The 26999-nt window shown below is 64.1% G+C and carries 23 protein-coding genes; 14 read left to right on the top strand and 9 right to left on the bottom strand.

What is annotated here, in order from left to right; translation table 11 throughout:
- The first annotated feature begins 2 nt into the window (after positions 1-2).
- Entirely contained in the window at positions 3-812 is an 810-nt protein-coding gene (locus QZ613_RS15530; protein ID WP_043566091.1) for a HesA/MoeB/ThiF family protein, read from the top strand.
- On the opposite strand, the gene ribD is transcribed toward QZ613_RS15530, so the two are convergent.
- From ribD to QZ613_RS15505, 5 genes are all read right to left on the bottom strand, one after another.
- Positions 754-1860, bottom strand: coding sequence for a bifunctional diaminohydroxyphosphoribosylaminopyrimidine deaminase/5-amino-6-(5-phosphoribosylamino)uracil reductase RibD (gene ribD, locus QZ613_RS15525; protein WP_043566094.1), 1107 nt, complete (start codon positions 1858-1860; stop codon positions 754-756). The two genes, QZ613_RS15530 and ribD, sit on opposite strands and share 59 nt — an antisense overlap.
- Positions 1860-2330, bottom strand: coding sequence for a transcriptional regulator NrdR (nrdR, locus tag QZ613_RS15520; RefSeq protein ID WP_043566097.1), 471 nt, complete (start codon positions 2328-2330; stop codon positions 1860-1862). Before nrdR ends, ribD begins: the two co-directional genes overlap by 1 nt.
- On the bottom strand, positions 2327-3586 hold the full coding sequence (gene glyA, locus QZ613_RS15515; RefSeq protein ID WP_043566099.1) for a serine hydroxymethyltransferase: 1260 nt from the start codon (positions 3584-3586) through the stop codon (positions 2327-2329). The genes nrdR and glyA overlap by 4 nt, the downstream gene beginning before the upstream one ends.
- A 194-nt stretch (positions 3587-3780) precedes the next feature.
- Positions 3781-4971: a cation diffusion facilitator family transporter gene (locus QZ613_RS15510; protein WP_291863208.1), complete on the bottom strand. Its 1191-nt coding sequence runs from the start codon at positions 4969-4971 to the stop codon at positions 3781-3783.
- Between the two features lie 377 nt (positions 4972-5348).
- Entirely contained in the window at positions 5349-5948 is a 600-nt protein-coding gene (locus QZ613_RS15505) for a CBS domain-containing protein (RefSeq protein ID WP_291863210.1), read from the bottom strand.
- Between the two features lie 466 nt (positions 5949-6414).
- Between QZ613_RS15505 and secA the strand changes: the two genes are divergently transcribed.
- The 3 genes from secA to QZ613_RS15490 all read left to right on the top strand — a co-directional run bounded on the left by secA (position 6415) and on the right by QZ613_RS15490 (position 12995).
- Positions 6415-9129, top strand: a complete 2715-nt coding sequence (gene secA, locus QZ613_RS15500) for a preprotein translocase subunit SecA (RefSeq protein WP_291983231.1) — start codon at positions 6415-6417, stop codon at positions 9127-9129.
- 131 nt (positions 9130-9260) lie between these two features.
- Positions 9261-10499 carry a bifunctional glutamate N-acetyltransferase/amino-acid acetyltransferase ArgJ gene (argJ, locus tag QZ613_RS15495; protein WP_291983142.1) on the top strand — a complete coding sequence of 413 codons (1239 nt, stop codon included), beginning with the start codon at positions 9261-9263 and terminating at the stop codon, positions 10497-10499.
- 24 nt (positions 10500-10523) lie between these two features.
- Positions 10524-12995 (top strand): tetratricopeptide repeat protein, encoded by a 2472-nt coding sequence (locus QZ613_RS15490; protein WP_291983140.1) that lies wholly within the window; start codon positions 10524-10526, stop codon positions 12993-12995.
- Between the two features lie 114 nt (positions 12996-13109).
- Here QZ613_RS15490 and apaG read toward each other — a convergent pair whose 3' ends face one another.
- Complete coding sequence (gene apaG, locus QZ613_RS15485; protein WP_043566115.1) at positions 13110-13493, bottom strand: Co2+/Mg2+ efflux protein ApaG; 384 nt, start codon at positions 13491-13493, stop codon at positions 13110-13112.
- A gap of 151 nt (positions 13494-13644) precedes the next feature.
- Here apaG and rpe point away from each other — a divergent pair, with 151 nt between their 5' ends.
- The 3 genes from rpe to trpE all read left to right on the top strand — a co-directional run bounded on the left by rpe (position 13645) and on the right by trpE (position 16660).
- Positions 13645-14334 carry a ribulose-phosphate 3-epimerase gene (gene rpe, locus QZ613_RS15480; RefSeq protein WP_291983138.1) on the top strand — a complete coding sequence of 230 codons (690 nt, stop codon included), beginning with the start codon at positions 13645-13647 and terminating at the stop codon, positions 14332-14334.
- Positions 14331-15020, top strand: coding sequence for a phosphoglycolate phosphatase (locus QZ613_RS15475; RefSeq protein ID WP_043566121.1), 690 nt, complete (start codon positions 14331-14333; stop codon positions 15018-15020). Before rpe ends, QZ613_RS15475 begins: the two co-directional genes overlap by 4 nt.
- A gap of 167 nt (positions 15021-15187) precedes the next feature.
- Positions 15188-16660, top strand: coding sequence for an anthranilate synthase component I (gene trpE / locus QZ613_RS15470; RefSeq protein ID WP_291983136.1), 1473 nt, complete (start codon positions 15188-15190; stop codon positions 16658-16660).
- Positions 16661-16835: 175 nt separating this feature from the next.
- Here the strand turns inward: trpE and QZ613_RS15465 are convergent, their stop codons facing one another.
- The 3 genes from QZ613_RS15465 to QZ613_RS15455 all read right to left on the bottom strand — a co-directional run bounded on the left by QZ613_RS15465 (position 16836) and on the right by QZ613_RS15455 (position 20160).
- Positions 16836-17234, bottom strand: coding sequence for a carboxypeptidase regulatory-like domain-containing protein (locus tag QZ613_RS15465; RefSeq protein WP_291866020.1), 399 nt, complete (start codon positions 17232-17234; stop codon positions 16836-16838).
- A gap of 105 nt (positions 17235-17339) precedes the next feature.
- Positions 17340-19772 (bottom strand): endopeptidase La, encoded by a 2433-nt coding sequence (gene lon / locus QZ613_RS15460; protein WP_291983135.1) that lies wholly within the window; start codon positions 19770-19772, stop codon positions 17340-17342.
- Positions 19773-19776: 4 nt separating this feature from the next.
- Positions 19777-20160 carry an Hsp20/alpha crystallin family protein gene (locus tag QZ613_RS15455; protein ID WP_291866025.1) on the bottom strand — a complete coding sequence of 128 codons (384 nt, stop codon included), beginning with the start codon at positions 20158-20160 and terminating at the stop codon, positions 19777-19779.
- A gap of 317 nt (positions 20161-20477) precedes the next feature.
- Between QZ613_RS15455 and QZ613_RS15450 the strand changes: the two genes are divergently transcribed.
- From QZ613_RS15450 to rpsT, 7 genes are all read left to right on the top strand, one after another.
- Entirely contained in the window at positions 20478-21050 is a 573-nt protein-coding gene (locus tag QZ613_RS15450; protein WP_043566267.1) for an aminodeoxychorismate/anthranilate synthase component II, read from the top strand.
- The gene (trpD, locus tag QZ613_RS15445) at positions 21047-22072 is read left to right on the top strand and encodes an anthranilate phosphoribosyltransferase (protein WP_043566137.1); all 1026 of its coding nucleotides are present in this window, start codon (positions 21047-21049) and stop codon (positions 22070-22072) included. Before QZ613_RS15450 ends, trpD begins: the two co-directional genes overlap by 4 nt.
- A gap of 27 nt (positions 22073-22099) precedes the next feature.
- Positions 22100-22699: a Uma2 family endonuclease gene (locus QZ613_RS15440; RefSeq protein ID WP_291900751.1), complete on the top strand. Its 600-nt coding sequence runs from the start codon at positions 22100-22102 to the stop codon at positions 22697-22699.
- A complete protein-coding gene (gene trpC / locus QZ613_RS15435) occupies positions 22696-23484 on the top strand; it encodes an indole-3-glycerol phosphate synthase TrpC (protein WP_291900748.1) in 789 nt (262 codons plus the stop codon). The genes QZ613_RS15440 and trpC overlap by 4 nt, the downstream gene beginning before the upstream one ends.
- Before the next feature lie 229 nt (positions 23485-23713).
- The gene (locus tag QZ613_RS15430) at positions 23714-24916 is read left to right on the top strand and encodes a porin (RefSeq protein ID WP_291983133.1); all 1203 of its coding nucleotides are present in this window, start codon (positions 23714-23716) and stop codon (positions 24914-24916) included.
- A gap of 388 nt (positions 24917-25304) precedes the next feature.
- Complete coding sequence (locus tag QZ613_RS15425; protein ID WP_291900742.1) at positions 25305-26432, top strand: porin; 1128 nt, start codon at positions 25305-25307, stop codon at positions 26430-26432.
- 188 nt (positions 26433-26620) lie between these two features.
- Positions 26621-26887 (top strand): 30S ribosomal protein S20, encoded by a 267-nt coding sequence (gene rpsT / locus QZ613_RS15420; protein ID WP_043566151.1) that lies wholly within the window; start codon positions 26621-26623, stop codon positions 26885-26887.
- The last annotated feature ends 112 nt before the right edge of the window (positions 26888-26999 follow it).

The following is a 26999-nucleotide window of genomic DNA, read 5'->3' as shown; positions in this document are numbered from 1 at the left end:
CGATGAACGACGAGCAATTGCTTCGCTATAGCCGCCATATCCTGCTCGACGAAATCGGCATTGAAGGGCAGCAGCGCCTGGTCAACGCCAAGGCACTGATCGTCGGTGCCGGCGGCCTGGGTTCTCCGGCCGCTCTCTATCTCGCCGCGGCCGGCGTCGGCCGGATCACCCTCGCCGACGGCGATCAGGTTGACCTCACCAATCTGCAGCGCCAGATTCTCCACACGCAGGAGCGCATCGGCCAGCCCAAGGCCCTGTCAGGAAAGATGGCGCTGGCGCATATCAATCCCGAAGTACGCGTCGAAGCAATCAACAGCCGTCTCGCTGGCGATGCTCTGGCTGCTCTGATCGCCGACGCCGACGTGGTGCTCGATTGCTGCGACAATTTCGCCACCCGCCACGCCGTCAATCGGCAATGCGTCCGCCAGCGCACGCCACTGGTTTCCGGCGCTGCGATCCGTTTTGCCGGCCAGCTCGCGGTATTCGACAGCCGGCGCGCGGGCACGCCGTGCTATAGCTGCCTGTTCCCGGAAGCAGACGATGTCGAGGAGGAGCGCTGCGCGGTGATGGGGGTATTCGCACCGCTCACCGGCATCATCGGCGCCATGCAGGCAGCCGAAGCGCTGAAGCTGATCGCCGGCGCCGGCGAAGTCGTCCTTGGCCGCCTGTGGCTGCTCGACGGTTTGTCGATGGACTGGCGCAGTGTGAACTTCGGCCAGGACACGCAGTGTCCGGTCTGCGCGTCAGGCGACGTCAAGCGAAGCGTGCCAGCAGGCGCAAGTCCGGCCCCACGGGACGCAGGTCGCGGATGAGCAAGCTGCGTTTGCCGGCCAGGGACTCCAGCGCGGGCAGATCGAACATGCCACGTGCCGCGTCGCCCAGCAGGCAGGGCGCCAGATAGAGCAGCAGTTCATCGACCAGACCGGCGCCGAGGAGCGAACCGCTGAGGCGAAAACCCGCTTCAGCGTGAACTTCGTTGATGCCGCGGCGGGCGAGTTCGGCGAACAGCGCGCGCAGGTCGACCTGCCCGTCCGCCCCAGGCAGCAGCAGCACCTCGGCGCCGGCTTCCCGGAAAGCGGCGACCCGCGAGGTGTCGGGGCTGGCGGCAGCGAGCAGAACGCGAGCACCGCGCAACAGTCGGGCGCCAAGCGGCAGTTCAAGCCGGCTATCGACGACGACTTTCAGGGGCTGGCGGGAATCGCTGGCCAGCCCGGCCACCCCACGCACATCGAGCTGCGGGTCGTCGTGCCGGACAGTACCGATGCCGGTCAAAATGGCGCAGGCACGCGCGCGCCAGCGATGCCCATCCTGGCGGGCGTCGGCACCGGTCAGCCACTGGCTGGCGCCGTTGCGCAATGCCGTCTTGCCGTCGAGACTGGCGGCGACCTTCAGGCGCAGCCAGGGCCGCGAGCGAGTCATGCGGGCGACGAAACCGATATTGAGCTCGCCGGCCTCGACAGCGAGCAAGCCCTCCTCGGCAAGCACTCCGGCCGCGCGCAGGCGGGCGAGCCCCTGCCCGGCGACGAGCGGATTGGGATCGGGCATGGCGACGACGACGCGGCGCACTCCCGCCGCCAGCAGCGCGTCGGCGCAGGGCGGCGTCCGACCCTGATGACTGCACGGCTCGAGCGTCACGTAAACGCTTGCCCCGCGCGCACGTTCAGCCGCAGCGCGCAGGGCATGTACTTCGGCGTGCTGCCCGCCGGCGCGCAGATGCCAGCCTTCGCCGACGATCTTTCCCGCATTGACGATGACGCAACCGACACGCGGATTGGGGGTGGTGGTATACAGACCCAACTCGGCCAGGCGCAACGCCCGCGCCATCATCTCGTGGTCGAACGCGCTGAAGCCCTGCGCCATCAGCGACCGAGTTTCTGCGGCGAGCGGGAGACCTCGCGAATCAGCTTGGAGAACTCGTCTACGTCCTCGAAATTGCGATAGACCGACGCAAAGCGGACGTAGGCCACCTTGTCGAGTTTTTTCAACTCGAGCATGACCATCTCGCCGACCTTCTCCGAAGCCAGTTCGCGCTCACCTAGGGCCAGCAGCTTGCCCTCGATACGGGCAATCGCCGCCTCGACCGCCTCGGTGCCGACCGGGCGCTTGCGCAGCGCCAGGCGGAGACTGGCGGCGAGCTTCTCGGCGTCGAAGTTGACCCGCGAGCCATTCTTCTTGATCACCTGCGGCATGCGCAGTTCGGCACGCTCGTAAGTCGTGAACCGCTTGTCGCATTTCAGGCAACGCCGACGACGGCGGACCAGGTCGCCATCGTCATTGATACGGGTGTCGGCGACGGTCGTTTCGACGGCGCCGCAGAACGGGCATTTCATCCCGCCGGCCCGCCATAGACGGGGAATTTCCTGCACAGCGCCGCACCATCGGCGCGCACTCTGGCGAGGACCTTTTCGTCGCCGGGGGCATCGAGAACGTCGGCGATCAGGTGCCCGACCACTTCCGATTCGATCTCGGTGAAGCCACGCGTGGTCATCGCCGGCGAACCGATACGAATCCCGGAGGTCACGAAGGGCTTCTGCGGATCATTGGGGATGGCGTTCTTGTTGACCGTGATGTGTGCGGCGCCCAGCGCGGCCTCGGCTTCCTTGCCGGTGATGCTCTTGGCCCGCAAATCAACCAGGAAGACGTGCGATTCGGTACGCCCCGAAACGATGCGCATGCCGCGCTCTTCCGACAACACGCGCGAGAGAACCCGGGCGTTGGCCAGCACCTGCTCCTGGTACTTGGCGAAGCTCGGCTTCAGCGCCTCCTTGAAAGCCACCGCCTTGGCCGCGATCACGTGCATCAGCGGCCCACCCTGCAGACCCGGAAAGACCGCCGAGTTGATCGCTTTTTCGTGCTCGGCCTTCATCAGGATGATGCCGCCACGCGGCCCGCGCAGCGTCTTGTGCGTCGTCGAGGTCACCACATCGGCGTGCGGAACCGGGTTCGGGTAGCAATCGGCGGCAATCAGACCGGCGTAATGCGCCATGTCAACCATGAAAATCGCGCCCACCTCCTTGGCTACCCGTGCGAAGCGCTCGAAATCGATGCGCAGCGAGTACGCCGAGGCACCGGCGATGAGGATCCGCGGCTTGTGCTCGCGGGCCAGCGCTTCCATTTTCGCGTAATCGATGGCTTCATGCTGGTCGAGACCGTAGGCCACGACGTTGAACCACTTGCCGGACATGTTCAGCGGCATGCCATGCGTCAGGTGCCCTCCTTCGGCGAGGCTCATTCCCATGATCGTGTCACCCGGCTTGGCAAAAGCCATCAGGACTGCCTGATTGGCCTGCGACCCGGAATTCGCCTGGACATTGGCCGCCTCGGCGGAAAACAGTTTCTTGAGGCGATCGATGGCCAGCTGCTCGGCGACATCGACATGCTCGCAGCCGCCGTAGTAACGCTTGCCCGGATAGCCTTCAGCGTACTTGTTGGTCAATTGCGAGCCTTGCGCGGCCATCACCGCGTGGCTGACATAGTTCTCCGAAGCGATCAGCTCGATATGTTCTTCCTGGCGCCGATTTTCGTTTTCGATCGCCTGCCAGATCTCGGGATCCACTTTCGCCAGTGTGTCGTTAGCCGAAAACATCGTGCGCCTCTCAAGCCTTGAAAAAGAAAGGGATTATAGCATGCAGCGCGTACCGGACCGCGGCCCCTGCCGGCTACAGATCGCCAGCGGGCAGCGGCGCCGGTTGCGCCTGCCGCGGAGCGCACAAGCAAGCCCGCACGCAGCCGACGACTGCCGTTCAGTCGGCGCTCCCGGGAAAAATTGCCGGCCGAAAATCAACCGCGGCGCACGGGAAAAATACGCTGGCGGTAGTTGATCGACAGGGCGCCGAGCAAAGGATGCGCGCGCAGGCGCTCGGCGAATTCGCGTTCTGCGGTGCTGACCAGGGTCGGGTCGGAGAGAATCTCGCAAGGCAGAAAGATTTCGGCCTCGACACGGCCGTTGAGATAGTGCAGAACCACTCGCTGCGGTTTCGGCAGCGTCGCCAGCACCGGCGCCAGGAAGCCCATCAACTCGCTGCGGTCCGGCATGTTCTGGCTCTTGCTATCGTGATCGACGTCGTCTTCGACGTCGACATGCACCAGCACGTCGGACACTGTGGGATGGCTGTCGAGCACCCGCTTGCGTGTCGCCTCGGCGATGCGATGCCCCTCCGAAACGCTGATCCGAGGATTGACGCAGACATGCGCGTCGACCAGCGAGCGATGCGCCATGCGGCGGGTGCGCAATTCGTGCAGGCTGCCCACACCCTGAGTGTCGATGATCACCTGGCGAATACTATCCACCTCGTCGACCGACAGCCCGGTGTCGATCAGTTCCTGCAGCGCTTCCCAGGAAAACACCACCCCCATGCGCACGATCATGAAACCGACGATCACCGCGGCCACCGAATCGGCGAAGACGAAGCCCATCAGATTGCCGCCGATCCCCACTGCCACCACCAGCGACGAGGCAGCGTCCGAGCGAGCGTGCCAGGCGTTGGCGACCAGCATCGGCGAGCGCAGGCTTTCACCGACGTGCAACATGTAGCGAAACAAAGCCTCTTTGGCGACCAGCGCAAGCAGCGCCGTCCACAGCGCCAACGGCGCAACCGGCGGTAGGCTACCCAGGTCCTGCAACTTCATGCCGGCGCTCCAGATGATGGCGCCGCCAGTCGCTGCCAGAATCGCCCCCAGGGCAAATGACGCCGCTGTTTCGATGCGCGCGTGACCGTAAGGGTGACTCTCATCGGCCGGGTCCTTGCTGTGATGAGCAGCGAAGAGCACGAGGAAGTCGCAGACGAGATCGGACAGCGAATGCATGCCATCGGCGATCAGCGCCTGCGAGTTGGCGATGATGCCAGCGACAACCTGCGCCGCGGTCAGCAGCACATTGACCGCGACGCTGATCCAGGTGCAGCGCTGCGTCATCGCGTGCCGTCCTGGGTCGTCGAAGGAAATTTCCGGGGCGGCGTTACCGGTGCTCATGGGCGGGGTCACTTCTCGAGGAGGGGTGGTCATTATTCTATCGCCGCCTTGGCGGTCGCAGCAGCAGGCTCCCGACAGCACGGCAAGCATCGGTGCCGGGAGCCGTTGGCCGCAACGAGCGGCGAAGCGCCCACGGGCTGACCTGCCCTCACACCAGGGAAGGGATCATGCTTTGACCAGCTGAAGCGTGTCTTAAGCCGGCCTCGTCAAATCCCGGCAGCTTGCGGACAGAGGCGGCGAAGCGGCTACTTGCGTGCCTGCGGACCAGCGGACGAGGCCATGCCTCGCCAGCAGTCTTTGCCGCGACTCGCCAAGCACCGGCCAACAATAACGAGTGCGCCGCATCGCGAGCGCCAGCCGGCTCATGTTGCGCCGACTCAGCGCCCCAGCGTATTGACCACCTGCGAGAAGGTGTGCGCGACCTCGTCGGGTTGTGACGCGCCCCCCATCTGACGCTCGATCTGCGCCAGGAAGAACGCCCCGCAAAGGACATGGTTGTCGCTCTCGTCGTGCTCCACTACCAGGAAGCTCGACGTCCCCAGTTCCTTGAGCGTAGCCAGGACGTGGCCGACCTTGGCCTCGGCAAGGTCCTTGAGGTGCACCACCTCGGCATCGTCGTGCTTGTTGATCATCACATTGCCGACCACCAGCTCGCGCGGGCGAATTCCCATCGCGTGCGCTGTTGCCAGCGGCCGGTGCCCCTTGGTACTGGCCTCGGTGACGATTCCCAGCAACTGCCGCTGCTCGTCACCAACCAGCAGGTAGTGCACATTGCACAGGGTCATCAATCGGTTGGCCTCGTCGAGCGCAGCATCGCGGGCAATCGTGACCGGCGCAAAGCGACGAAAGTCGGTCATCACCGCCAGGGCCGGAGAATGAGCCTCAACCCGGGCGCCCACGGCAGCCTTCGGCAGGTAACACGGAACGCCTCTCCTGAGCTTGGTCCAGAGCAGAGGCTTGAAGTGACTATCTGGCATCTCGTGACTCCTCACATTGGCTGACGGTAAGATAATTAAAGCACCTGCCTTTCCCGATTGACAAGCGCAATTCGGCCACTCCTGCCGCGTTCGGCCGGTGGCCGCCGCGACAGGCGCAGGGGCAGCGGCAGCGACGCTTTGGCGACACGCGGCGCGGTCTTCCAGGACGGGCCGCTGGCAAGAACGCCCGCCAGTCGCAGTCGCCACCGGCAGACGCCACTCAGCACTCCCGCGTCACGGCGCCAGTGGAAGCCAGAATTGCGTCTACCCCCTCTTGAAGGTAGTATCCATGCCGCACGCCTTATGATTGCGTTGATCCTGTCATCCTGCGTTTGCGGCGCTGCAATCCCGGTTGCTCACGATTGGCTCTCCAATGCTCGCCATTTCTGGCAGTGGCAGCGCTTCGCCGCTGCTGCCGGACTGGAGCCCTTATACTAACTTCGCAGCTTCCTTTACCGTTCCCAGAATGATTCCCGGCCTACTCAAAAAGATTTTCGGCAGCCGCAACGATCGGCTGATCAAGCAGTACTCGCGGGTTGTCCGCAAGATCAACGCGCTCGAGGAAGGCATCAGCGCGTTGTCCGATGAAGATCTGCGCGGCAGAACGGTCGAGTTCAAGGAACGAGTCGCCAGCGGCGAGACGCTCGACGCGCTCCTCCCGGAGGCGTTTGCGGTCGTACGCGAGGCCGGCAAACGAGCCCTCGGTATGCGGCACTTCGACGTGCAGCTGATCGGCGGCATGGTCCTGCACGACGGCAAGATCGCCGAAATGCGGACCGGCGAAGGCAAGACCCTGGTCGCGACCCTGCCCGCCTACCTCAATGCCCTGGCCGGCAAGGGCGTCCATATCGTCACCGTGAACGACTATCTGGCCAACCGTGACGCCGAATGGATGGGACGCCTGCATCGCTTTCTCGGCCTGTCGGTCGGCGTCAACCTGTCGCAGATGGCGCACGACGACAAACAGGCCGCCTACGCTGCGGACATCACCTACGGCACCAACAACGAGTTCGGCTTCGACTACCTGCGCGACAACATGGTCTACTCGACCGCCGAACGGGTACAACGCAAGCTCAGCTTCGCCATCGTCGACGAAGTCGACTCGATCCTCATCGACGAAGCGCGCACCCCGCTGATCATCTCCGGACAGGCCGAAGACCACACCGATCTCTACGTGCGGATGAACAAGGTCGCCCCCTTGCTCACGCGCTGCCAGGAAGAAAACGGTCCCGGCGACTACTGGGTCGACGAAAAGGGCCATCAGATTCTGATGACCGAGGCCGGCCACGAGAATGCCGAAAGGGTTCTCGAGGAAGCCGGGCTGCTCCCCGGCAACGGCAGCCTGTACGACGCCAGCAACATACTCCTGATCCATCACCTCTATGCCTCCCTGCGCGCCCACAACCTGTTCCTCAAGGATCAGCAATATGTGGTGCAGAACGGCGAAGTGGTGATCGTCGACGAGTTCACCGGTCGGCTGATGAGCGGTCGCCGCTGGTCCGAAGGCCTGCACCAGGCGGTCGAGGCCAAGGAAGGCGTGAAGATCCAGAACGAGAATCAGACGCTGGCGTCGATCACCTTCCAGAACTACTTCCGGATGTACAGCAAGCTGTCGGGGATGACCGGTACGGCGGATACCGAAGCCTACGAGTTCCAACAGATCTACGGCCTCGAAACCGTGGTCATCCCGCCCAACAAGCCGATGCGCCGGACCGACAACAACGACCAGGTGTTCCGGACGGCACAGGAAAAACACGCGGCCATCGTCGCCGACATCCGTGGCTGTCGCGAGCGTGGGCAGCCGGTACTGGTCGGCACGACGTCGATCGAGAATTCGGAACTGCTCTCGGCGCTGCTCGACCACGAGAAGCTACCGCACCAGGTACTCAACGCCAAGCAACACGCACGCGAGGCGGACATCGTCATCCAGGCCGGCCGCCCGGGGGTCATCACCATCGCCACCAACATGGCCGGGCGTGGAACCGACATCGTTCTCGGCGGCAGCATCGAAAAGCAGATCAGCCTGGTCCGCGACGACGAAACGCTGCCGGCCGAAGAGCGCGATCGGCGCATCGCCGAAATCCGCAGCGAGTGGCAGGTGCTGCACGACCAGGTCGTGGCCTCCGGCGGCCTGCACATCATCGGCTCGGAACGGCACGAATCGCGGCGCATCGACAATCAGCTGCGCGGCCGGTCGGGCCGCCAGGGCGACCCCGGCTCGTCACGTTTCTATCTGGCGCTCGACGATTCGCTGCTGCGCATTTTTGCCGGCGATCGCCTGAAGGCGATCATGGAGCGACTGAAGATGCCTGAAGGCGAGCCGATCGAACATCCGCTCGTCTCGCGCTCGCTGGAATCGGCGCAGCGCAAGGTCGAAGCGCGCAACTTCGACATTCGCAAACAGCTGCTCGAGTACGACGACGTCTCCAACGATCAGCGCAAGGTCATTTACGCGCAACGCAACGAACTGCTCGAAAGCGAAGACATCTCGGAAACGGTCACCGCGATGCGCGCCGCCGTGTTGCACGAGACTTTCCGGGTGCACGTACCGGCCGACAGCGTCGAAGAACAATGGGACCTGCCCGGGCTGGAAAACACCCTGGCCGCCGACCTGCAACTGCCGCTGCCGATCGTCGCCTGGTCGACCGACGAGCCGAATCTGCGCGACGAAGAGATACTGGGGCGGATCGTCGACAACGCGACCGCGAGCTACTCGGCCAAGGTCGATCTGGTCGGCGCCGAGATGTTTCACCAGTTCGAGCGCAACGTCATGCTGCAAAGCCTGGACACGCACTGGCGCGAGCACCTGGCGGCACTCGATCACCTGCGCCAGGGAATTCACCTGCGTGGCTATGCGCAGAAGAACCCCAAGCAGGAGTACAAGCGCGAGGCCTTCGAGCTTTTCGAGCGCCTGCTGGACAGCGTGCGTGCCGATGTAACACGCTTGTTGATGACCGTTCAGGTACGCCCGCAGGACGTCGAGGAAACCGCACCGCATGCCGAAGTGCAGAATGTACAGTATCAGCACATGGGCTACGACGACGCACTGCGCAGCGACGACCAGGCAGCTCCGGCAGAGGCCATGGCGCCACTGCCGGCGGGGCCGAAGGTCGGTCGTAACGACCCCTGCCCCTGTGGATCGGGCAAGAAGTACAAGTTCTGTCACGGCAAGTTGTCGTAAGCGCCACTGCCGCCACGCGCACCACCGGGGGTTGCCACCTGCGCAGGCGCCAGCTGCCGAAGCTGTAACCTGCCAGGCGCCCCCCACTGCCGGCCACGCTGGCGCAGCCCTTCCCCGTTCGCGAGGTTGCAATGCCCGTCAATTATCGTACCCCTGCCGCCGCAGATCTCTTGCCGGTTGCCGGCGTTCGTCTCGGCGTCGCCGCGGCGGCCATCCGCAAGCAGGACCGGAACGACCTCACCGTTCTCGCCCTCGACCCCGGCTGTCGTGTCGCTGGCGTGTTTACCGCCAACCGCTTCTGCGCCGCACCGGTACACGTCTGCCGCCGCCATCTGCAACTCGGCAGCGACGTGCGCGCACTGGTCATCAATACCGGCATCGCCAACGCCGGGACCGGCGAGCAAGGCTGGCAGGCAGCCGCTGAAAGCTGCGCTGCGCTGGGTCTGCTACTGGGCATCGCCGACCGCCAGGTGCTCCCCTTTTCGACCGGAGTGATCCTCGAGCCTCTGCCCGTCGATCGCCTGATCGCCGGTCTGCCAGACTGCGTCGCCGACCTGCGTGCCGATAATTGGCATGCCGCGGCGCACGCGATCATGACGACCGACACCGTCGCCAAGGCCGCCTCGCGGCGCCTCGAGATTGACGGCAGAAGCGTCACCATCACCGGCATCAGCAAGGGCGCCGGAATGATCCGCCCGAACATGGCGACCATGCTCGGATTTATCGCCACCGACGCCGGCGTCGCGGCGCCGCTGCTGCAGCAACTGCTGCGCGAAGCGGCCGACGAATCGTTCAACTGCATCAGCGTCGACGGCGATACGTCGACCAACGACTCGCTGATCCTGATCGCCACCGGCCAGGCGGGTATCGAATGCAGCGACGCCGGCTCACCCGCCTACGCGCAACTGCGCGAAGCGGTGACCGCCGTCGCCATGGAGCTGGCGCAGGCGATCATCCGCGACGGGGAAGGGGCCAGCAAATTCATCACCGTCGCCGTCGAAGGCGGCCGCGACCGTCAGGAATGCAAGCGCGTGGGCTACGCCGTCGCCCATTCGCCGCTGGTCAAGACCGCCTTTTTTGCTTCCGATCCCAATCTCGGCCGCATCCTGGCGGCGATCGGCTACGCCGACGTCGATGCCCTCGACGTCAATCGCCTCAGGGTATGGCTGGCGGGCGGAGGCAGCGAGGTTCTGGTCGCCGAAAACGGCGGCCGGGCCGCTTCCTATAGCGAGAGCGACGGCGCGCGCATCATGCGCGCGGACGAAATCACCGTCCGCGTCGAGCTTGAACGCGGCCCGGCCCGAGCGGCGGTCTATACCTGCGACCTCTCCTACGACTATGTCAAGATCAACGCCGACTACCGCAGCTAGCGCCTCTTTGCGGAACGACTGGCGATGAAGCCCGGACGGAACGATCCCTGTCCCTGCGGCAGTGGCAGGAAGTACAAGAACTGCTGCCTCGGCCAAGGTGCCGCCGAACCGGCCCAGCGTCACCAGCTCACCTTGCCGCCCGACGCGGTCGACGCGCGCCAGCTGGTGGCCATGTTCCAGGCAGGCCGCCATGCCGAACTGGAATCGTGGCTGCACCTTCTCGTGCGACAATCGCCGCAATCGGGATTTCTCTGGGGGCTCCTTGGTGCCACCCTGCAGGCGCAAGGCAAGGATGGCGTGCCCGCCCTGCAGCGCGCAACGACGCTCGCACCCGAAGATTTCGATGCCCAGACTGCGCTCGGGAGAGCTTTCATCGAACGCGGGCTTTTCGACGCGGCGGCCACCAGCTTCGAGCGCGCCGCGCTGATTCAGCCGGGGAACGCGGGCGCCCAGTTCGCGCTTGGCGATTCCTTGCGACTGTCAGGAAGGTTTGCCGAGGCGGAGGCCTGCCTGCGCGGAGTCCTGCGCAGCGCGCCGGATTCGGCCGAACTGCTGGTCTGTCTCGCGGATACGCTGGGCGAACTGGGGCGGTTGGACGAAGCTGAAGCCTTCTCTCGTCGGGCAGCACAGCGCGCGCCGGAATATCCTGCGGCCCACTTCTGCCTGGGCAACATCCTGTGCAAGAGCGGGCGGCTGGAAGAAGCTGGGAACTGTTTTGCAGCCGCGCTGCAGCGCGCTCCGGACTACGTCCCCGCCCTCGACAATCTTGGCAACGTGCTGCAGGAACTCGGGAGCCTGGTCAAGGCCGAGGAATGCTATCGTCGAGCCCTGCAATTGGCTCCTGGCTACGTGAATGCGTGCACCAATCTGGCACGACTTCTCGTCGACCAGACCCGTTTCGCCGAGGCGGAGCGCTGCTATCGGGATGCCCTGAAGGCGCAGCCGGCGAACGCCGAAATACTTGAACGGCTCGGCGGCGTCCTGGTGGAACTCGGACGCGCGAAGGAAGCCGAAAGCTGCTACCTTCAGGCACTCGATGCGCAACCTGATCGTGCCACGACGCGGCTGGCTCTGGCGACCGCCGCCCTGCCGGTAATCGTGCACACCAGCGCAGAAGCTGCCGCCGTACCGAACGCTTTCGCTGCCGCACTCGCTACGCTTTCCGACTGGCTGCACGCCGACCCCGGTCGGCAGATACGTGCCGCCGACCTGGCCGGCGCGCAGCAACCGTTCTTCCTCGCCTACCGCGATGGCAATCACGTCGATCTGCTATCGCGCTACGGCGACCTGGTCGCTGAATGCCTGCCCCCGCGGGAGCGTGCACCGCGCCCGCATCGCGACAGAACCCGGCTGTTGGTGGTATCGCATCACGTGCGCCGGCATTCGGTATGGGATATCGTCCTGCGCGGCCTGTTGCTGCACCTGGATCGTACGCGTTTCGAGGTGCTCATCTATCACCTGGGCAATGCCGAGGACGAAGAAACGGCCTTTGCCCGCACGCAGGTCGATGGCTGGCGTGACCGGCACACGATTGGCGAGGCCAGCGGCTGGCTGGCCGCCGCTGGCCAAGACTGCCCGGACGTGATTTTCTACCCGGAAATCGGCATGTCGTCGATCGCCTACTTCCTTGCCGCACATCGGCTCGCGCCGCTGCAGGTGGCCAGCTGGGGGCACCCGATCACCACCGGCCTGGCCAGCATCGATCTGTTTCTCTCCGGCGACCTGCTCGAGCCCGCGAATGCCGATGCCCACTACCGCGAGCGCTTGATCCGCTTGCCCGGCACCGGCTGCTGCACCGCTTCGCTGCCGATCGCTGCCGAGCCCATTCCGGAGGTGGAGGCCGCCCTGCACGGTCTGGATGGTCGCCGCTTCCTGATCGCCCAACGGAGCATCAAGCTCGACCCGGTCGACGATGATCTCTATGCGCAGATAGCCGTTGCAGCCGGATCGAGTGTCTTCATTCTGCTGCGCGATCCGGTTTGCCCCTGGGCGACCGACCAGGTCATGGCGCGCCTCGAATCGGTGTTCCGCAAGCGCGGCATCGATCCGACGCGACACCTGCTCTTGATTCCCTGGCTCTCGCCCGGGAAGTTTCTTGCCTTGCTCGATCTCTGCGACGTCTTTCTCGACTGCCCGGCTTTTTCCGGATACACCACGGCCTGGCAGGCACTGCATCGCGGCCTGCCGATCGTCACCCGCGAAGGGCGCCACATGCGCCAGCGCCTTGCTTCCGGATTGCTGCGCAAGGCCGGCCTGGCCGACAACATCGCCTCGTCGACAGACGACTACATCCGCATTGCCACACGCCTGGCCGGGGAGTGCCGCGACGCAGGCCGCAGAACGGCGCTGCGCGCGGCGGTTCTGGCTGCCGCGCCAGCGGTGGACGATGACGTCAGTGTCGTCAGATCATTTGAAAGCTGCCTGCTGGCTGAACTGGACGTCGCCCGCCGCGCCGAAGTCACGGGTTCCCGACACGCTTCAGACCGATCAACCTGACCCAGTCAGCCGCCAGAAACTCCTCGAAAACCACATCGCGTCGCCGCGACAAGCACGCGATCATAGGACGGCGGGAGCCGCGTGTAGCCATGCTTGCGGCGCAAGGGAAATGCGTCAGTGCAGGACGCGCGGCACGGCCAGGGTGAACTCGTGGATTTCCGCTTCGAACTGCTTGCCGTCTACGGCCGTCATCTGGTAACTGCCACGCATCGTGCCCACCGGCGTATCGAGCTGGCAGCCGCTGCTGTATTCGAACTTCTCGCCCGGCTGCAGCAGCGGCTGGCGGCCGACGACGCCCAGGCCACGCACCTCCTGCACCTCACCGGCGGCATCGGTAATGATCCAGTGCCGGGAAATCAGCTGCGCCGGCACGGTGCCGACGTTCTCGATGGTGATCGTATAGGCAAAGACATAGCTGTCGTTGGCGGGGTCCGATTGCTCGGCGATATATTGCGGGACCGCGCTGACTGCGACCTCGTATTTCTTGCTTTCGGCCATGTTTGCTCGATGTCGGGACGATCAGAAACGGCATTGCACACCAAAGTGCGCACGCTGACAAGCCCGCCGCGACCCGGCAACGGCGCGCCGGGCCGAAGGAAGGCGTTTCACGGTAGAATGAGAACTCGCTTTTTCACCGGGTTTCCTGTTCATGCACGTCATAGCGCCGAGTATTCTTTCCGCCGATTTCGCCAGGCTTGGCGATGAGGTGATCAACGTCCTCGCCGCCGGCGCCGACTGGATTCACTTCGATGTCATGGACAACCATTACGTCCCCAACCTGACCATCGGCCCCCTTGTCTGTGCCGCCATCCGCCCGCTGACAACCGCGCCGATCGACGTGCACCTGATGGTCAAGCCCGTCGACCGGATCATTCCCGACTTCGCCAAGGCCGGCGCCAACATCATCACCTTTCACCCCGAAGCTTCCGAACACGTCGACCGTTCGCTGGCGCTGATCCGTGAATGCGGCTGCCAGGCAGGCCTGGTGTTCAATCCAGCGACGCCGCTGGACTACCTGGACTACGTCATGGACAAGCTCGATATCGTCCTGCTGATGAGCGTCAACCCGGGCTTTGGCGGACAGACGTTCATCCCCTCGACGCTGACCAAACTGCGCGCTGCGCGCGCCCGCATCGACGCCTACCAAGGCAAGAGCGGGCGCCGCATCCGGCTCGAGGTCGATGGCGGGGTGAAGGTGGACAACATTGCCGCGATCGCGGCTGCCGGCGCCGACGCCTTCGTCGCCGGTTCAGCCGTCTTCGGCGCCGGCCGCGACGGCGACGCCAACCGCTACGACACGGTGATCGCGGCGCTGCGCGCCCAACTGGCCGGCGCATGATGGTGGCGCCGTCACTCGCCGTGCGCGCCGTGCTCTTCGACCTCGACGGTACGCTGATCGACACCGTCCTCGACCTGCACGCCGCAGCCGACGCCATGCTCGGCGACCTCGGCCGCCCGGAAATTCCCGTGGCGGCGATTCGCAGCTACGTCGGGCGCGGCATCCCCAATCTGGTCAAGCGCGTTCTCGCCGGCAGCATGATTGCCGCCGACGACCCCGCACCGCCGCCCAAGGAAGCGCTGGACAGTTTCCGGCACCACTACGCGGTGGCCAACGGACGCCATGCCGTCCTTTTCCCCGGCGTACGCGAAGGCCTCGAAGCCTTCCAGTCCCTGGGCCTGCCGCTCGGGGTGATTACCAACAAGGCGGAAGCTTTCTCGCTGCCATTGCTCGAACATGTCGGTCTGGCGCCATTTTTTCAGGTGGTGGTCAGCGGCGACGTTCTGCCCCGCCCGAAACCCGACCCCATGCCTCTGGTCTGGGCCAGCGGCCGCCTTGGCGCCTCGCCCGCCGACGTGCTGATGATCGGCGATTCGGTGCACGATTTTCACGCCGGGCGGGCCGCCGGCTGCCACGTTTTTCTCGTCCCCTACGGCTACAACGAAGGGCGCGAAGTCCGCGACCTCGCTTGCGATGCTATAGTCTCGACCCTCGCCGAAGCGGCCCGGCGCGTCAGTCACGCATGAGCACACACGACCACAAGCTGCACGCGCCGCCTGTCCGCCGGGCGGGGGCCTGGCCCTGGCGTCACTGACGTCCGTAGGCAGACCAGCCGCCTCGTCGCGCCGCCCGGCCGCGCCGTGCAGGCGCCCGGCGCACCTCTGTTCCAGCCGAGTTTTCTTGTGGAGTTCCCATGACTGCAGCGTATTTCAATCGGCTGGCCGCCGAAGGCTACAACCGTATCCCGGTGACCCTGGAGACCTTCGCCGATCTCGACACCCCGTTGTCGATCTACCTGAAGCTGGCCAATCAGCCCTACACCTACCTGCTTGAGTCGGTACAGGGGGGCGAGCGCTTCGGCCGTTACTCGATCATCGGCCTGGCCAGCCCGACGCGCATCGTGGTCAACGCGCATCAGGTATTGGTACTCAATGGCAATCGCATTGCCGAACGCGAGGACGACACCAACCCGCTCGACTTCATTGCCAACTACATGCAGCGCTTTCGGGCGGCGCCGACGACCGGTCTGCCACGCTTCTGCGGTGGCCTGGTCGGCTGCTTCGGCTACGACACCGTGCGCTACATCGAGACCCGCCTGACGCGCTCGCAGAAACCCGACGACCTCGGCATTCCCGACATCGTGCTCCTGCTCTCCGAGGAGATTGCCGTAGTCGACAACGTCTCGGGCAAGCTGACGCTGGTGGTCTACGCCGAGCCAGGCGTTCCCGGCGCCTACCAGAAGGCGCAGGCGAGACTGCGGGAACTGCTCGCCAGGCTGCGCGAACCGGTGCGCATTCCCGCTGAAAAACCGCAGCCCTCGCAGCCGGCGACGTCGATGTTCGGTGAAACCCAGTTCAAGAAGGCGGTGGTCAAGGCCAAGCGCTACATCACCGAAGGCGACATCATGCAGGTCGTCCTTTCGCAGCGCATGAGCAAGCCCTTCAGCGCCAGCCCGATGGCCCTGTATCGTTCGCTGCGCTCGCTCAATCCGTCGCCGTACATGTTCTATTTCGACTTCGAGGACTTCCACGTCGTCGGTGCCTCACCGGAAATTCTCGTTCGCCTCGAGGGCGACACGGTGACCGTGCGGCCCATCGCCGGCACCCGCCGGCGCGGCGTGTCCTTCGACGAGGACCAGGCGCTCGCCGACGAGTTGCTGGCCGACGAGAAAGAACGCGCCGAACACGTCCAGCTCCTCGACCTCGGCCGCAACGACGCCGGTCGCGTCGCCCGCGTCGGCAGCATCAAGCTCACGGAAAACATGATCGTCGAGCGCTACTCTCACGTCATGCACATTGTCTCGAATGTGGAAGCCCGGCTGCGCCCCGAGCTGAACGCCTTCGACGTTCTCAAGGCCACCTTCCCGGCGGGAACGGTCTCCGGCGCGGCCAAGGTGCGGGCCATGGAAATCATCGACGAGCTGGAGCCGGTCAAGCGCGGCATCTACGCGGGTGCGGTCGGCCACATGGGTTTCAACGGCGACATGGACCTGGCCATCGCCATCCGTACGGCCGTCGTCAAGGATGGCCAGCTGCACGTCCAGGCCGGTGCCGGCATCGTCGCCGATTCGGACCCGGCCTCGGAATGGCAGGAGACCCAGAACAAGGCTCTGGCAGTGCTGCGCGCCGCAGAACTCGCCGAGCACGGCCTCGACACGCGCCTGTGAGCCACCGACCGCCATCCGCAATGACGACGGGGGCTGGGGAGTGCTTGCCCGGACTTGGCGACGATGGCCGCGCCATGGAGCGGGCGAAAGCCCGCCGGCGCAGGGGCTTCAGGCGGCTGTCAGGGTCGCTGCAGGTTTCATCGAGAACGCAGCACGGCACCAGAGGCCATACGACCTACTCGTGCGGCCAGTAGAAATAAAGCTCCCGCCGACGGCCTTCGCCAACACTGGCCGCCTTGCTGAGCACCCCGCCATTGTAGTCGGCGTCGACGCGGTATCGCCCTGGGCGCAGGCTGACGTAGAACAGCGGTCCCGGTGAATGCGCCACCAGCACGGTCTGCCCCGCCGCATCCTGAATGCGCACCTTGACATCGGCAAGGTAGGCACCGCTGCCCTGCTCCGCAAAAACGAGTTGCAGGTTGTACTCGTTGCGCATCGCCTCGACCTCGATCGGGTCATCGTCACCAATGCCGCCGCTGGCATACGGCACCTCGGCAACGGCCGCGTGGATGACCCCCAGAGTCAGCAGGCCTGCGCCGAGAAAGCTCGCCGAAAAACGGTAAAATCGTTGCATCTCTGATCTCCCTCCAAATGTGCCTGGTCGACCATGCAGCCTACCTGCACCGCCGCCTCGCTTGCCGCCGACATGCGGCCGGCACGCCCACCCAGGTGGCCACCGTCAGGGAAAACCGCTGTGCAAGCGACCGGCAGCCGAAGCCTCCATATCAGGCTTGAGCACCGGTTCCGGCATCGCATTACGCACCGCATCGTCGACGCTGTCGAGAAAGACGAACTGCAGTTTTTCTTTCGCCGCCGCTGGCACCTCATCGAGATCACGGCGGTTGCGTGCCGGTAGCAGGACGCGCTCGATTCCCGCACGCATCGCTGCCAACACCTTGTCCTTGATGCCACCGACCGGCAACACCAGTCCGCGCAGGCTGATCTCACCGGTCATCGCCGTATCGCCGCGCACCGGCAGATCGGAGAACAACGAGGCCAGCGCGATGAACATCGCCACCCCCGCGCTCGGACCGTCCTTCGGGATCGCACCGGCCGGCACATGCACATGCACGTCTGATCTCGCGAAGCGGGCGGCCTGGATTCCGAGGCCCGCAGCGCGCGTCTTGACCAGCGTCAGCGCCGCCTGCGCCGATTCCTTCATCACCTCGCCCAGCTGCCCGGTAAGGATCAACTTGCCGTCGCCGGCGGTACGGCTGGCTTCGATGAACAGGATGTCGCCACCGGCAGGCGTCCACGCCAGGCCGGTAGCCACGCCTGGCAGCCCGGCACGCAGGGCGATCTCGTTGTCGTAGCGAACCGGCCCGAGAATGCCGGCCAGCTCGCTGCCGTCGACCTGCATCGTGTGCATCGTTCCCTCGGCAATACTCACCGCCGCACGCCGACAAACCGCGCCAATCTGCCGTTCGAGCGAGCGCACGCCGGCTTCGCGGGTGTAGTCGCGGATGATCGCCAGCAACGCTGCGTCGGAGAAATCGATCTGTCCGTCCTTGAGGCCATTCTGCTCGATCTGGCGCCCGACCAGGTAGCGGCGCGCGATCTCCAGCTTTTCCTCCTGCGTATAGCCAGGAAGTTCGATCACTTCCATGCGGTCACGCAAGGGCCCCGGGACATTGTCGAGGACGTTGGCGGTGGTGATGAACAGCATTCGCGAAAGGTCATACGGCAACGCCAGGTAATTGTCGCGGAAAGTGTTGTTCTGTTCCGGATCAAGCACCTCGAGAAGCGCCGCCGACGGGTCGCCCTGAATGCCGCTGCCGAGCTTGTCGATTTCGTCGAGCATCATCACGCAGCCTCGCGATCCGGCCTTGCGGATGGCCTGAATGATGTTGCCCGGCAAGGCGCCGATGTAGGTACGGCGATGGCCGCGAATTTCGGCCTCGTCATGGACGCCGCCGAGCGAGGCACGCACGAACTTGCGCCCGAGCGCGCGGGCAATCGATTGCCCGAGAGACGTCTTGCCGACACCCGGTGGACCGACGAAGCAAAGAATCGGCCCATGACCACTCGGATTGAGCTTGCGCACGGCAAGAAATTCGACGATGCGCTTCTTGACCTGCTCCAGTCCAAAGTGGTCGGCCTCGAGAACCCGCCGCGCTTCGGCTATTTCGATGCGATCCGGCTCGGGCTCCCTCCAGGGCAGCTCGACGAGCCAGTCCAGATAGGCGCGGATCATCGAGTATTCGGCCGCGCCGTCGGACATGTGCTGCAGGCGTTTCAGCTCCTTGTTCGCCTGGTCCGCCACCTCCTCGGGCATCTGCGCCTCGTCGATCGCCTTGCGTAGCGCCTCGATCTCCATGGCATTGCCGGCGTCGCCCTCGCCAAGTTCTTTCTGGATCGATTTCAGCTGCTCGCGCAACAGGTACTCGCGCTGGTGGTGATCCATGCTGGCCCTGGTGCGCTCGTCGATCTCGCGTGACAGGCGAAGCACTTCCAGGCGCCGGAGCAGGCAATCGAGGACCGCATCGAGACGTTGCCCAAGGTCCACGGTCTCCAGTATCTTCTGCCGGTCGGCAGTCTTGATCTCGGTGACGCTGGCGACCAGGTCCGCCAGCGCCCCTGGCTGACTTATGTTCTGCACCGCATGCAGCAACTCCTGCGAGACCTGCGGCATGAAGTGCAGAACTTCCAGTGCCCGTTCGCGCAAGCGAATCAAGCGCGCCTCGATCTCGCGCTCGTTCGCTTCGGACTCGTCGATGCGCACGACTCGCGCCACCGGGAAGGGATATCCGGGCAGGTACTCGCTGACGCGAAATCGCTGCTCGCCTTGACAGACGATGACGTGCGAGTTGTCAGGGAGAGTGACGTAGCGCAGAACGCTGGCGACCGTCCCAACCGTGCACAGATCGTCCGGACCGGGCACCTCGACCTCGGCGTTGCGCTGCAGCAGAATGCCGACCTGGCTCTCGCTCTTGGCCGCCTGCTGCGCCGCCAGTATCGCCTGCTCGCGGTTGATCGTCAGCGGCAGGATCATGCCCGGGAAAAGCACCGCATTGCGTATCGGCACGATGACCAGGGCATCGACGGGGATGACCAGCACGCCCCCTCCTGGCGCGAGTCGATCGCGCTCCAGCTGCGCCTTTTCGCTTGACATGGTCTTATCCTTGCATGAATTTACGGAGGACCAGCACGAGAAAACCGTTTTCCAGAAGCTGCTCATGCATGCTGAAACTTCCCGGGGGCAGCGCGATCCGCCGCTCGAAACGGCCATAGGGAATTTCAAGGCGGTGGATGGCACCTCTCTGGCAAGCCGGCGGCATGGGTCTCTCGCCGCGCACGAGCAGGCCCGCCTCGTCGAGGGCCACTTCCACCTGCCGGGAATCGACTCCCGGCAACGCGACCAGCAGCGTAAGCTCATCGCCGTTTTGATAGAGATCGACGGACGGTTCCCAGCACGGCGCCGAGCCCAGAATTTTCAGCGCAAAACTCTGGCGTTGCAGGCGCTCGGCGCCCTGCAGAAGATCGAGCGCCTCGGCCCACACCCAGAAGCTCCGACTACCGGATCTCATAGCGTGCATCCCCTTCAAGGAAGACTGGTGCTTAACTTGCATCGACCCCAAGAGTATAGCGTGGCCAGCTGAGCGCTTCACGCGTCATGGCGGCGGCGGTTGGCGATCATTCGCGCCAGCCTGAACTTGAGGTGACCGAGCGCACGCGCGATAATCCTGGCTTTACCGGTGCCGTCGGCGCCGACCGCCCTTCCGAGAACGCGAGACAAGCGGCGATCAACGGCTGGTACCGGCCATCAACAGGCGGCATGGCAGGCGCCAGCCTGTTCAGTCACGAGGATAGGCTCTGCATGCTCTTGATGATCGACAACTACGACTCCTTTACCTACAACCTCGTGCAGTATTTTGGCGAGTTGGGGCAGGAAGTCAGGGTATTCCGCAACGATGCCATTTCGCTCGCCGAGATCGCGCGCCTAGACCCGGCCCTGCTGGTCATTTCTCCCGGCCCGTGCACGCCGGCACAGGCGGGAATCTCGCTGGCCGCGATTCGTGAGTTTGCCGGCAGGATTCCACTGCTCGGCGTCTGCCTCGGTCATCAGGCCATCGGCGAGGCCTTCGGCGGCCGCGTGGTGCACGCGCACAGGTTGATGCATGGCAAGGTGTCGCCGGTCGAGCACAGCGACCAGGGCGTTTTTCGCGGCCTGCCGAATCCGCTGACCTGCACGCGCTACCACTCGCTGGCGGTCGAGCGCCACTCCCTGCCCGACTGCCTGGAGATTACCGCCTGGACCGACGACGGCGAGATCATGGGCTTGCGCCACCGTACCCTGGCTGTCGAAGGCGTTCAATTCCATCCCGAATCGATCCTCACCGAACGCGGCCACGACCTGTTGAAGAACTTCCTCGAGGAGCACCACCAATGAAAGCACAGGAGGCCCTGGCGCGAGTCGTCGAACACCGCGAGATCTTTCACGACGAAATGGTCTCCCTGATGCGCCAGATCATGGGTGGCGAAGTGACGCCGGTGATGATTGCGGCGATCATCACCGGCCTGCGCGTGAAGAAGGAAACCATCGGCGAGATCTCGGCAGCGGCACAGGTGATGCGGGAATTGTCGACCAAGGTAACGGTCAGCGACCGTGCGCACCTGGTCGATACCTGCGGCACCGGCGGCGACGGCGCGCAGACCTTCAACATTTCGACGGCCGCGATGTTCGTCGCCGCGGCGGCCGGAGCCCGGGTCGCCAAACACGGTGGCCGCTCGGTGTCATCGCAGTCGGGCAGCGCCGACGTTCTCGAGGCGCTTGGCGTGAATATCAACCTCACTCCGGAACAGGTGGGACGGTGCATCGACGAAGTCGGCATCGGCTTCATGTTCGCCCCCAATCACCACAGTGCGATGAAGCACGCGGCGCCGGTTCGCCGCGAGCTGGGGGTGCGTACGCTGTTCAATATTCTCGGCCCGCTGACCAACCCGGCCGGCGCGGAAAGCCAGGTTCTCGGTGTCTTTCATCCCGATCTGGTGGGAATCCAGGTGCGTGTCCTGCAGCGCCTCGGCAGTTCGCGCGCGCTGACCGTTTTCGGCCGCGAAGGTCTCGACGAAATCTCGATCGCCGGCGAAACGCTGGTCGGCGAACTGAAGGACGGCCGCATCGACGAGTACACCGTCCACCCCGGGCAGTTCAATCTGCCGCTGCACGATCCCGCTGCCTTGCGCGTGGCCAACGTCGAGGAATCGAAAGCGATGTTGCTGGCCACCCTGCAGAACAAGAGCGGTGCGGCACGTGACATCGTCGCCCTCAACGCCGGCGCGAGCATCTACGTCAGCGGTCTTGGCGATACGCTTGCCGACGGCGTCGAGCGGGCCTTCGAAGCCATCGCCTCGGGCGCGGCCCTCGCCAGGCTCGACGAGTTCGTCGCGTTCACGCGCGACTTCTCGGCGTGATCAGCCGCTTGGCGAAGGAGACAAGACATGGCCATCCCGCAAACTGAAAAGCCCTTCGATGCTGCCGCCTACCTGGCCTGGGAAGAAGTGCAGGCAGAGCGGCACGAATACGTCGCGGGCGAGGTCTTTGCCATGGTCGGCGTGCGCCAGTCGCAGAATGTCGCCACACTGAACCTTGCCAGCACCCTGCGCCAAGCCCTCAAAGGCACGCCATGTCGCGTCTTCGTCGAATCGGTCAAGGCCCGCGTCGAAGCTGCGAATTGCTTCTTCTATCCCGACGTACTCGTCACCTGCGACCCGCGCGACCGCTTGACGCCCGACTACGTCAGTCATCCCGTGCTGGTCGCCGAAGTCCTCTCCGAGTCGACCGCGGCCTTCGACCGCGGCGGCAAGTTCGCCGCCTATCGCAAGCTCGACAGCCTGCAGGACTACGTCCTGATCGACCTGAGCACACAACGAGTAGAAGTCTTCCGTCGCGACCTCGAGAATCACTGGGTTCTCCATGACTACGGCCTGGGCGAGGACGTCGAACTCGCCTCCCTGACAGTGCGGGTGCCGGTTGACCAGATATTCGAAGACCCTGCAGAACAAGCCGCACTGCCTTCCGCAGAAGCAGCGCCACGATGAGCGACATCCTCAAGCGCATTCTTGCCGTCAAGCACGACGAAGTCGCGACTGCGCAAGCGGCCACCCCCCTGATCGAGCTACGTGCCGCCGCCGAAAGGCAGCCGGCGGCACGCGACTTTGTCGGCAGCATCCGCGCCAGGATCGCGGCCACGCAGCCGGCGGTGATCGCCGAAATCAAGAAGGCCAGCCCGTCCCGCGGCGTTCTGCGTGCCGATTTCCACCCCGCCGAGATCGCTGCCAGCTATCAGCGCCACGGCGCGGCGTGTCTGTCGGTACTCACCGACAGCCCGTTTTTCCAGGGCTCGCCCGCCTATCTGCAGGCGGCGCGTTCAGCCTGCGCCCTGCCCGTATTGCGCAAGGACTTCCTGGTCGACGCCTATCAGGTCTTCGAAGCACGCGCCATGGGCGCAGATGCGATCCTGCTCATCGCCGCGGCGCTCGATCTGCCGAGCATGCTTGACTTCGAGGCCGTCGCCGCCAGCCTCGGGATGGGCGTGCTCGTCGAAGTGCACAATGGCCACGAACTCGAGCTCGCCCTGCAACTCGTCACGCCGCTGATCGGCATCAACAATCGCAACCTGCGCAGCTTCGAGGTCAGCCTGCAGACGACCCTCGAGCTACTGCCCTTCATCCCGGAAGATCGCATTGTCGTCACCGAAAGCGGCATCCTCGCCGCCCACGACGTCGCTCTGATGCGCGACCACGGCGTCAATGCCTTTCTTGTCGGCGAAGCCTTCATGCGCGCCGGCGAACCCGGCGAAGCGCTCGCGGCCCTGTTTGCCTGACCTCGCCCGATCGACCGCTGGTCGACCCGAACCGGCCTGCGCAGGAAATTGGCAGGCTTGTTGCAAAAACCCAACACTCTCGTCGCAACAAGCCACTAAAGCCCTCGGGAAACTTGCCGCGCTTGGCGGCGTTTGCCACAATCACTTCAACTTCTCGTCTTTACCGAGAGGCCCAGTTTGATGAAGCACCAGTTGGATTCATTGATCGCAAACATAGAGGAGATTCACCATGCAAAAGAAACTTATCGCACTGGCCGTTGCCAGCATGGCCTCGGGCGCTGCTCTTGCCCAGACCAACGTCACCGTTTACGGTATCGCTGACGCCGGCTACGTTTATAGCTCGGGCAGCGCGGGCAAGGACGACTTCCAGAACGGCGACAAGATCGGCGGCAACAACACCTTCAGCGGCATCCAGTCCGGCCTGCTGAGCGTTTCGCGTATTGGCTTCAGGGGCGAGGAAGCCCTCGGCAACGGCCTCAAGGCGGTCTTTACCCTCGAATACTCGCTCGGCATCGACGTCAACGGTGGTATCGGCAGCGGTACCGGGAGTTCTCTGAATTCCCGTCAGCAGTTCGTCGGCCTGCAAAGCGACAAGCTCGGTACTGTCGCCCTGGGCCGTCAATATGCTCCCGGCTATCAGGCCACGATCAATAACGACGCCTTTGCCGGCGCCGCCTTCTCACCGACTGCCTTCCTGACCGCTAACGCAGCCAACACCATCAATCCGGGCAGCAACGCCCGCTGGAATAACGCTGCAACCTACACTTCGCCGAACTGGAGCGGCTTCACCGCCAAGGCCAACTACAGTTTTGGTGAACGCGCCGTAAATGGTATGTTCAACAGCAAGGACACCAGCACCACCGACAACGGCATGTTCGGCATTGGTGGCAACTATTCCAATGGGCCACTGAACATCGACCTGGTTTACCAGACGCGTCAGAAAGTCTATGGTTCATACGGTTCCGTTCCAGCTTTTGGTGCGAACTTCTCCGGCACCGGTGACGGAAAAGACATTAACGAGTACTACATCGGCGGCTCCTATGACTTTAAGGTCGTCAAGGTCATGGGTTCGTGGCAGCAACAGAACGACAAGAACCCGCTCACCAATACCACGTATGGCAATCTCGACAACACGATCTGGACAGTTGGCGCAGTCGTCCCGGTCATGGCCGCGAGCAACATCCTCTTCAGCTACGGCAATCTGGGCTGGGATATGGGCCGCGCTCCCGATGGCGAGAAGCTGTTGAACAACAACAGCCAATCGGCCGCCCTCGGTTGGACGACAGCCATGTCCAAGCGCACCACCCTGTACGCTGGTTACGTCTGGACCTCCAACGACAACTACAGCAGCGCAAGCGGGCCAGCGGCCGGCGTCGGCGCGGTGAACGAAGACAACAACACCTTCCTGGCTGGTGTGCGTCACACCTTCTGATTCCACCGGATCAGCTAGTATGTAAAACGGGCGCTACGGCGCCCGTTTTTTTTGCGTTCATCAGCCAATCCACTAGCCCTGCGTAGCGTATAGAGCCCCCGCCACTATCGCCCGTGCCGGTGACCACAGCGCCGCGACCCCACTCGGCCACCCACCCCGGGGATGTAATTCACATGGCATCGCCATGCGCCGCCCGCAAAGAGGGCTGTGGCAGAAACACAACAATTACTCCTTTCTGCACCAATCGACGTTTGTCGCGCCTGCCCACCTCCCTACAGTTTGCCAAACTCTGTCCAGCCATTTCGCAGCGCTGCCTCAGTCACAGCAGGTCATTTCGGCGCAAAGCGAACAGTCCAATTGATGAAAAACGACACCGGAGATTACTGATATGCAAAAGAGACTCATCGCGCTGGCCGTTGCCAGCCTGGCTTCAGGCGCTGCGCTTGCCCAGACCAACGTCACCATCTACGGCGTCGTCGATGCCGGTTACGTTTACAGTTCGGGTAGCGCCGGTCCCGGCATGGGGACGAATACCTTCAGCGGCATCGCCTCGGGAATCGCCGCCGGTCCGCGCCTCGGCTTCAAGGGCGAAGAAGCACTCGGTAACGGCCTCAAGGCGGTATTCACGCTCGAGTACGCGCTGAACATCGACGGTAACTACGGCATCGGTAACAACGGCGCCGACGGGTCTCTCAACGCCCGTCAGCAGTTCGTCGGCCTCTCCAGCGACAAGCTCGGTACCGTCGCCCTTGGCCGCCAGTACTCGCCTGGCTTCAACGCAGCCGCCCGCAACGACGCTCTCGACGCAACCGACATGGCAATTCAGTCGAGCCTCAGCGCGCTTTCCAATAGCACCATCACGCCGAACAGCCCGGCGCGCTTCGACAACTCGATCACCTACACCAGCGCCACCTACTCGGGCTTTACCGGTAGCGCGATCTACGGTTTCGGTGAAGCAGGCGTCACCAACTCCACCAGCGACAACGGTAAATTTGGTCTCGGCGGCAACTACGCCAACGGTCCAGTGAACGTCGACCTGGTCTACCAGAGCCGTCAAAAGGTAGTCACGACCATTGGCGACGGCACCGTCCCCGTCATTACGGGCAATGGCAAGGACGTCAACGAGTGGTATGTCGGCGGCAATTATGACTTCAAGGTGGTGAAAGCCTTCGCCAGCTACCAGGCACTGAACAACAAGAACGCAACCAGCGGCGAGGTCAATGACAGCAACCTGTGGACGCTTGGCGTGTCTGCACCCGTCGGCCCCGGTACGCTCGCTCTGAGCTACGGCAAACTGTCGCTCGACAAGAAGAACGCGTCGGATGGTGATTCTTGGGGCGCAGGCACCATGTATACCTACCCGCTGTCGAAGCGCACCGCTGTATACGCCGCCTACAGCTACTTCAGCAACGATAACAACTCGCTAGCCAGCCAAGCCATAATCGTGCCAGGAGGCGTTGGTGCCATCGGCGAAAGCAACTACACGGTCGGTGGCGGCCTCGTGCATAGCTTCTGACTTGCCGTCTCTTGATGGCAGAAAAAACGGGCGCCTGGCGCCCGTTTTTTCTCGCCCGCCGGATTCTGGATTATCGCGACGGGCAAAAAAGCCACACCTCGACCGACGGGCGCTTGCTTCCCTTGGTCTGCCCCTGTACAATCCTCGCCTTTCGCTGCAACCAACCGCTTTCATAGGAACGAATATTCATGGCCAATAGCGCACAAGCTCGCAAAAGAGCCCGCCAAGGCGTCAAGCAACGCATCCACAACGCCGGCCTGCGCTCGACGCTGCGGACCGCCGTGAAGCGCGTTCAGAAGGCGATCGTGGCAGGCGACAAAGCTGCTGCCCAGAGCATTTTTCAGGAATCAGTCGCGGTGATTGATCGTATCGCCGACAAGAACATCATTCACAAGAACAAGGCCGCTCGCCAGAAGAGCCGCCTCTCGGCCCAGATCAAGGTTCTCGGCGCGTAAGCCGGACCGGGCTCGAGACGCAGCGACAGCGGCACCTCAGGGTGCCGCTTTTTTTTCGCCCTGCGAGCAGCGATGAGCGCTCCGGCAGGGCCTGCGGGAGCGCCGAACCGCC

Source organism: Candidatus Accumulibacter sp. ACC005 (genome assembly GCF_907163215.1).
Lineage (GTDB): Bacteria > Pseudomonadota > Gammaproteobacteria > Burkholderiales > Rhodocyclaceae > Accumulibacter > Accumulibacter regalis.
The sequence above is the reverse complement of the archived record's forward strand: the minus strand, read 5'-3'. Positions and strand labels throughout refer to the sequence as shown.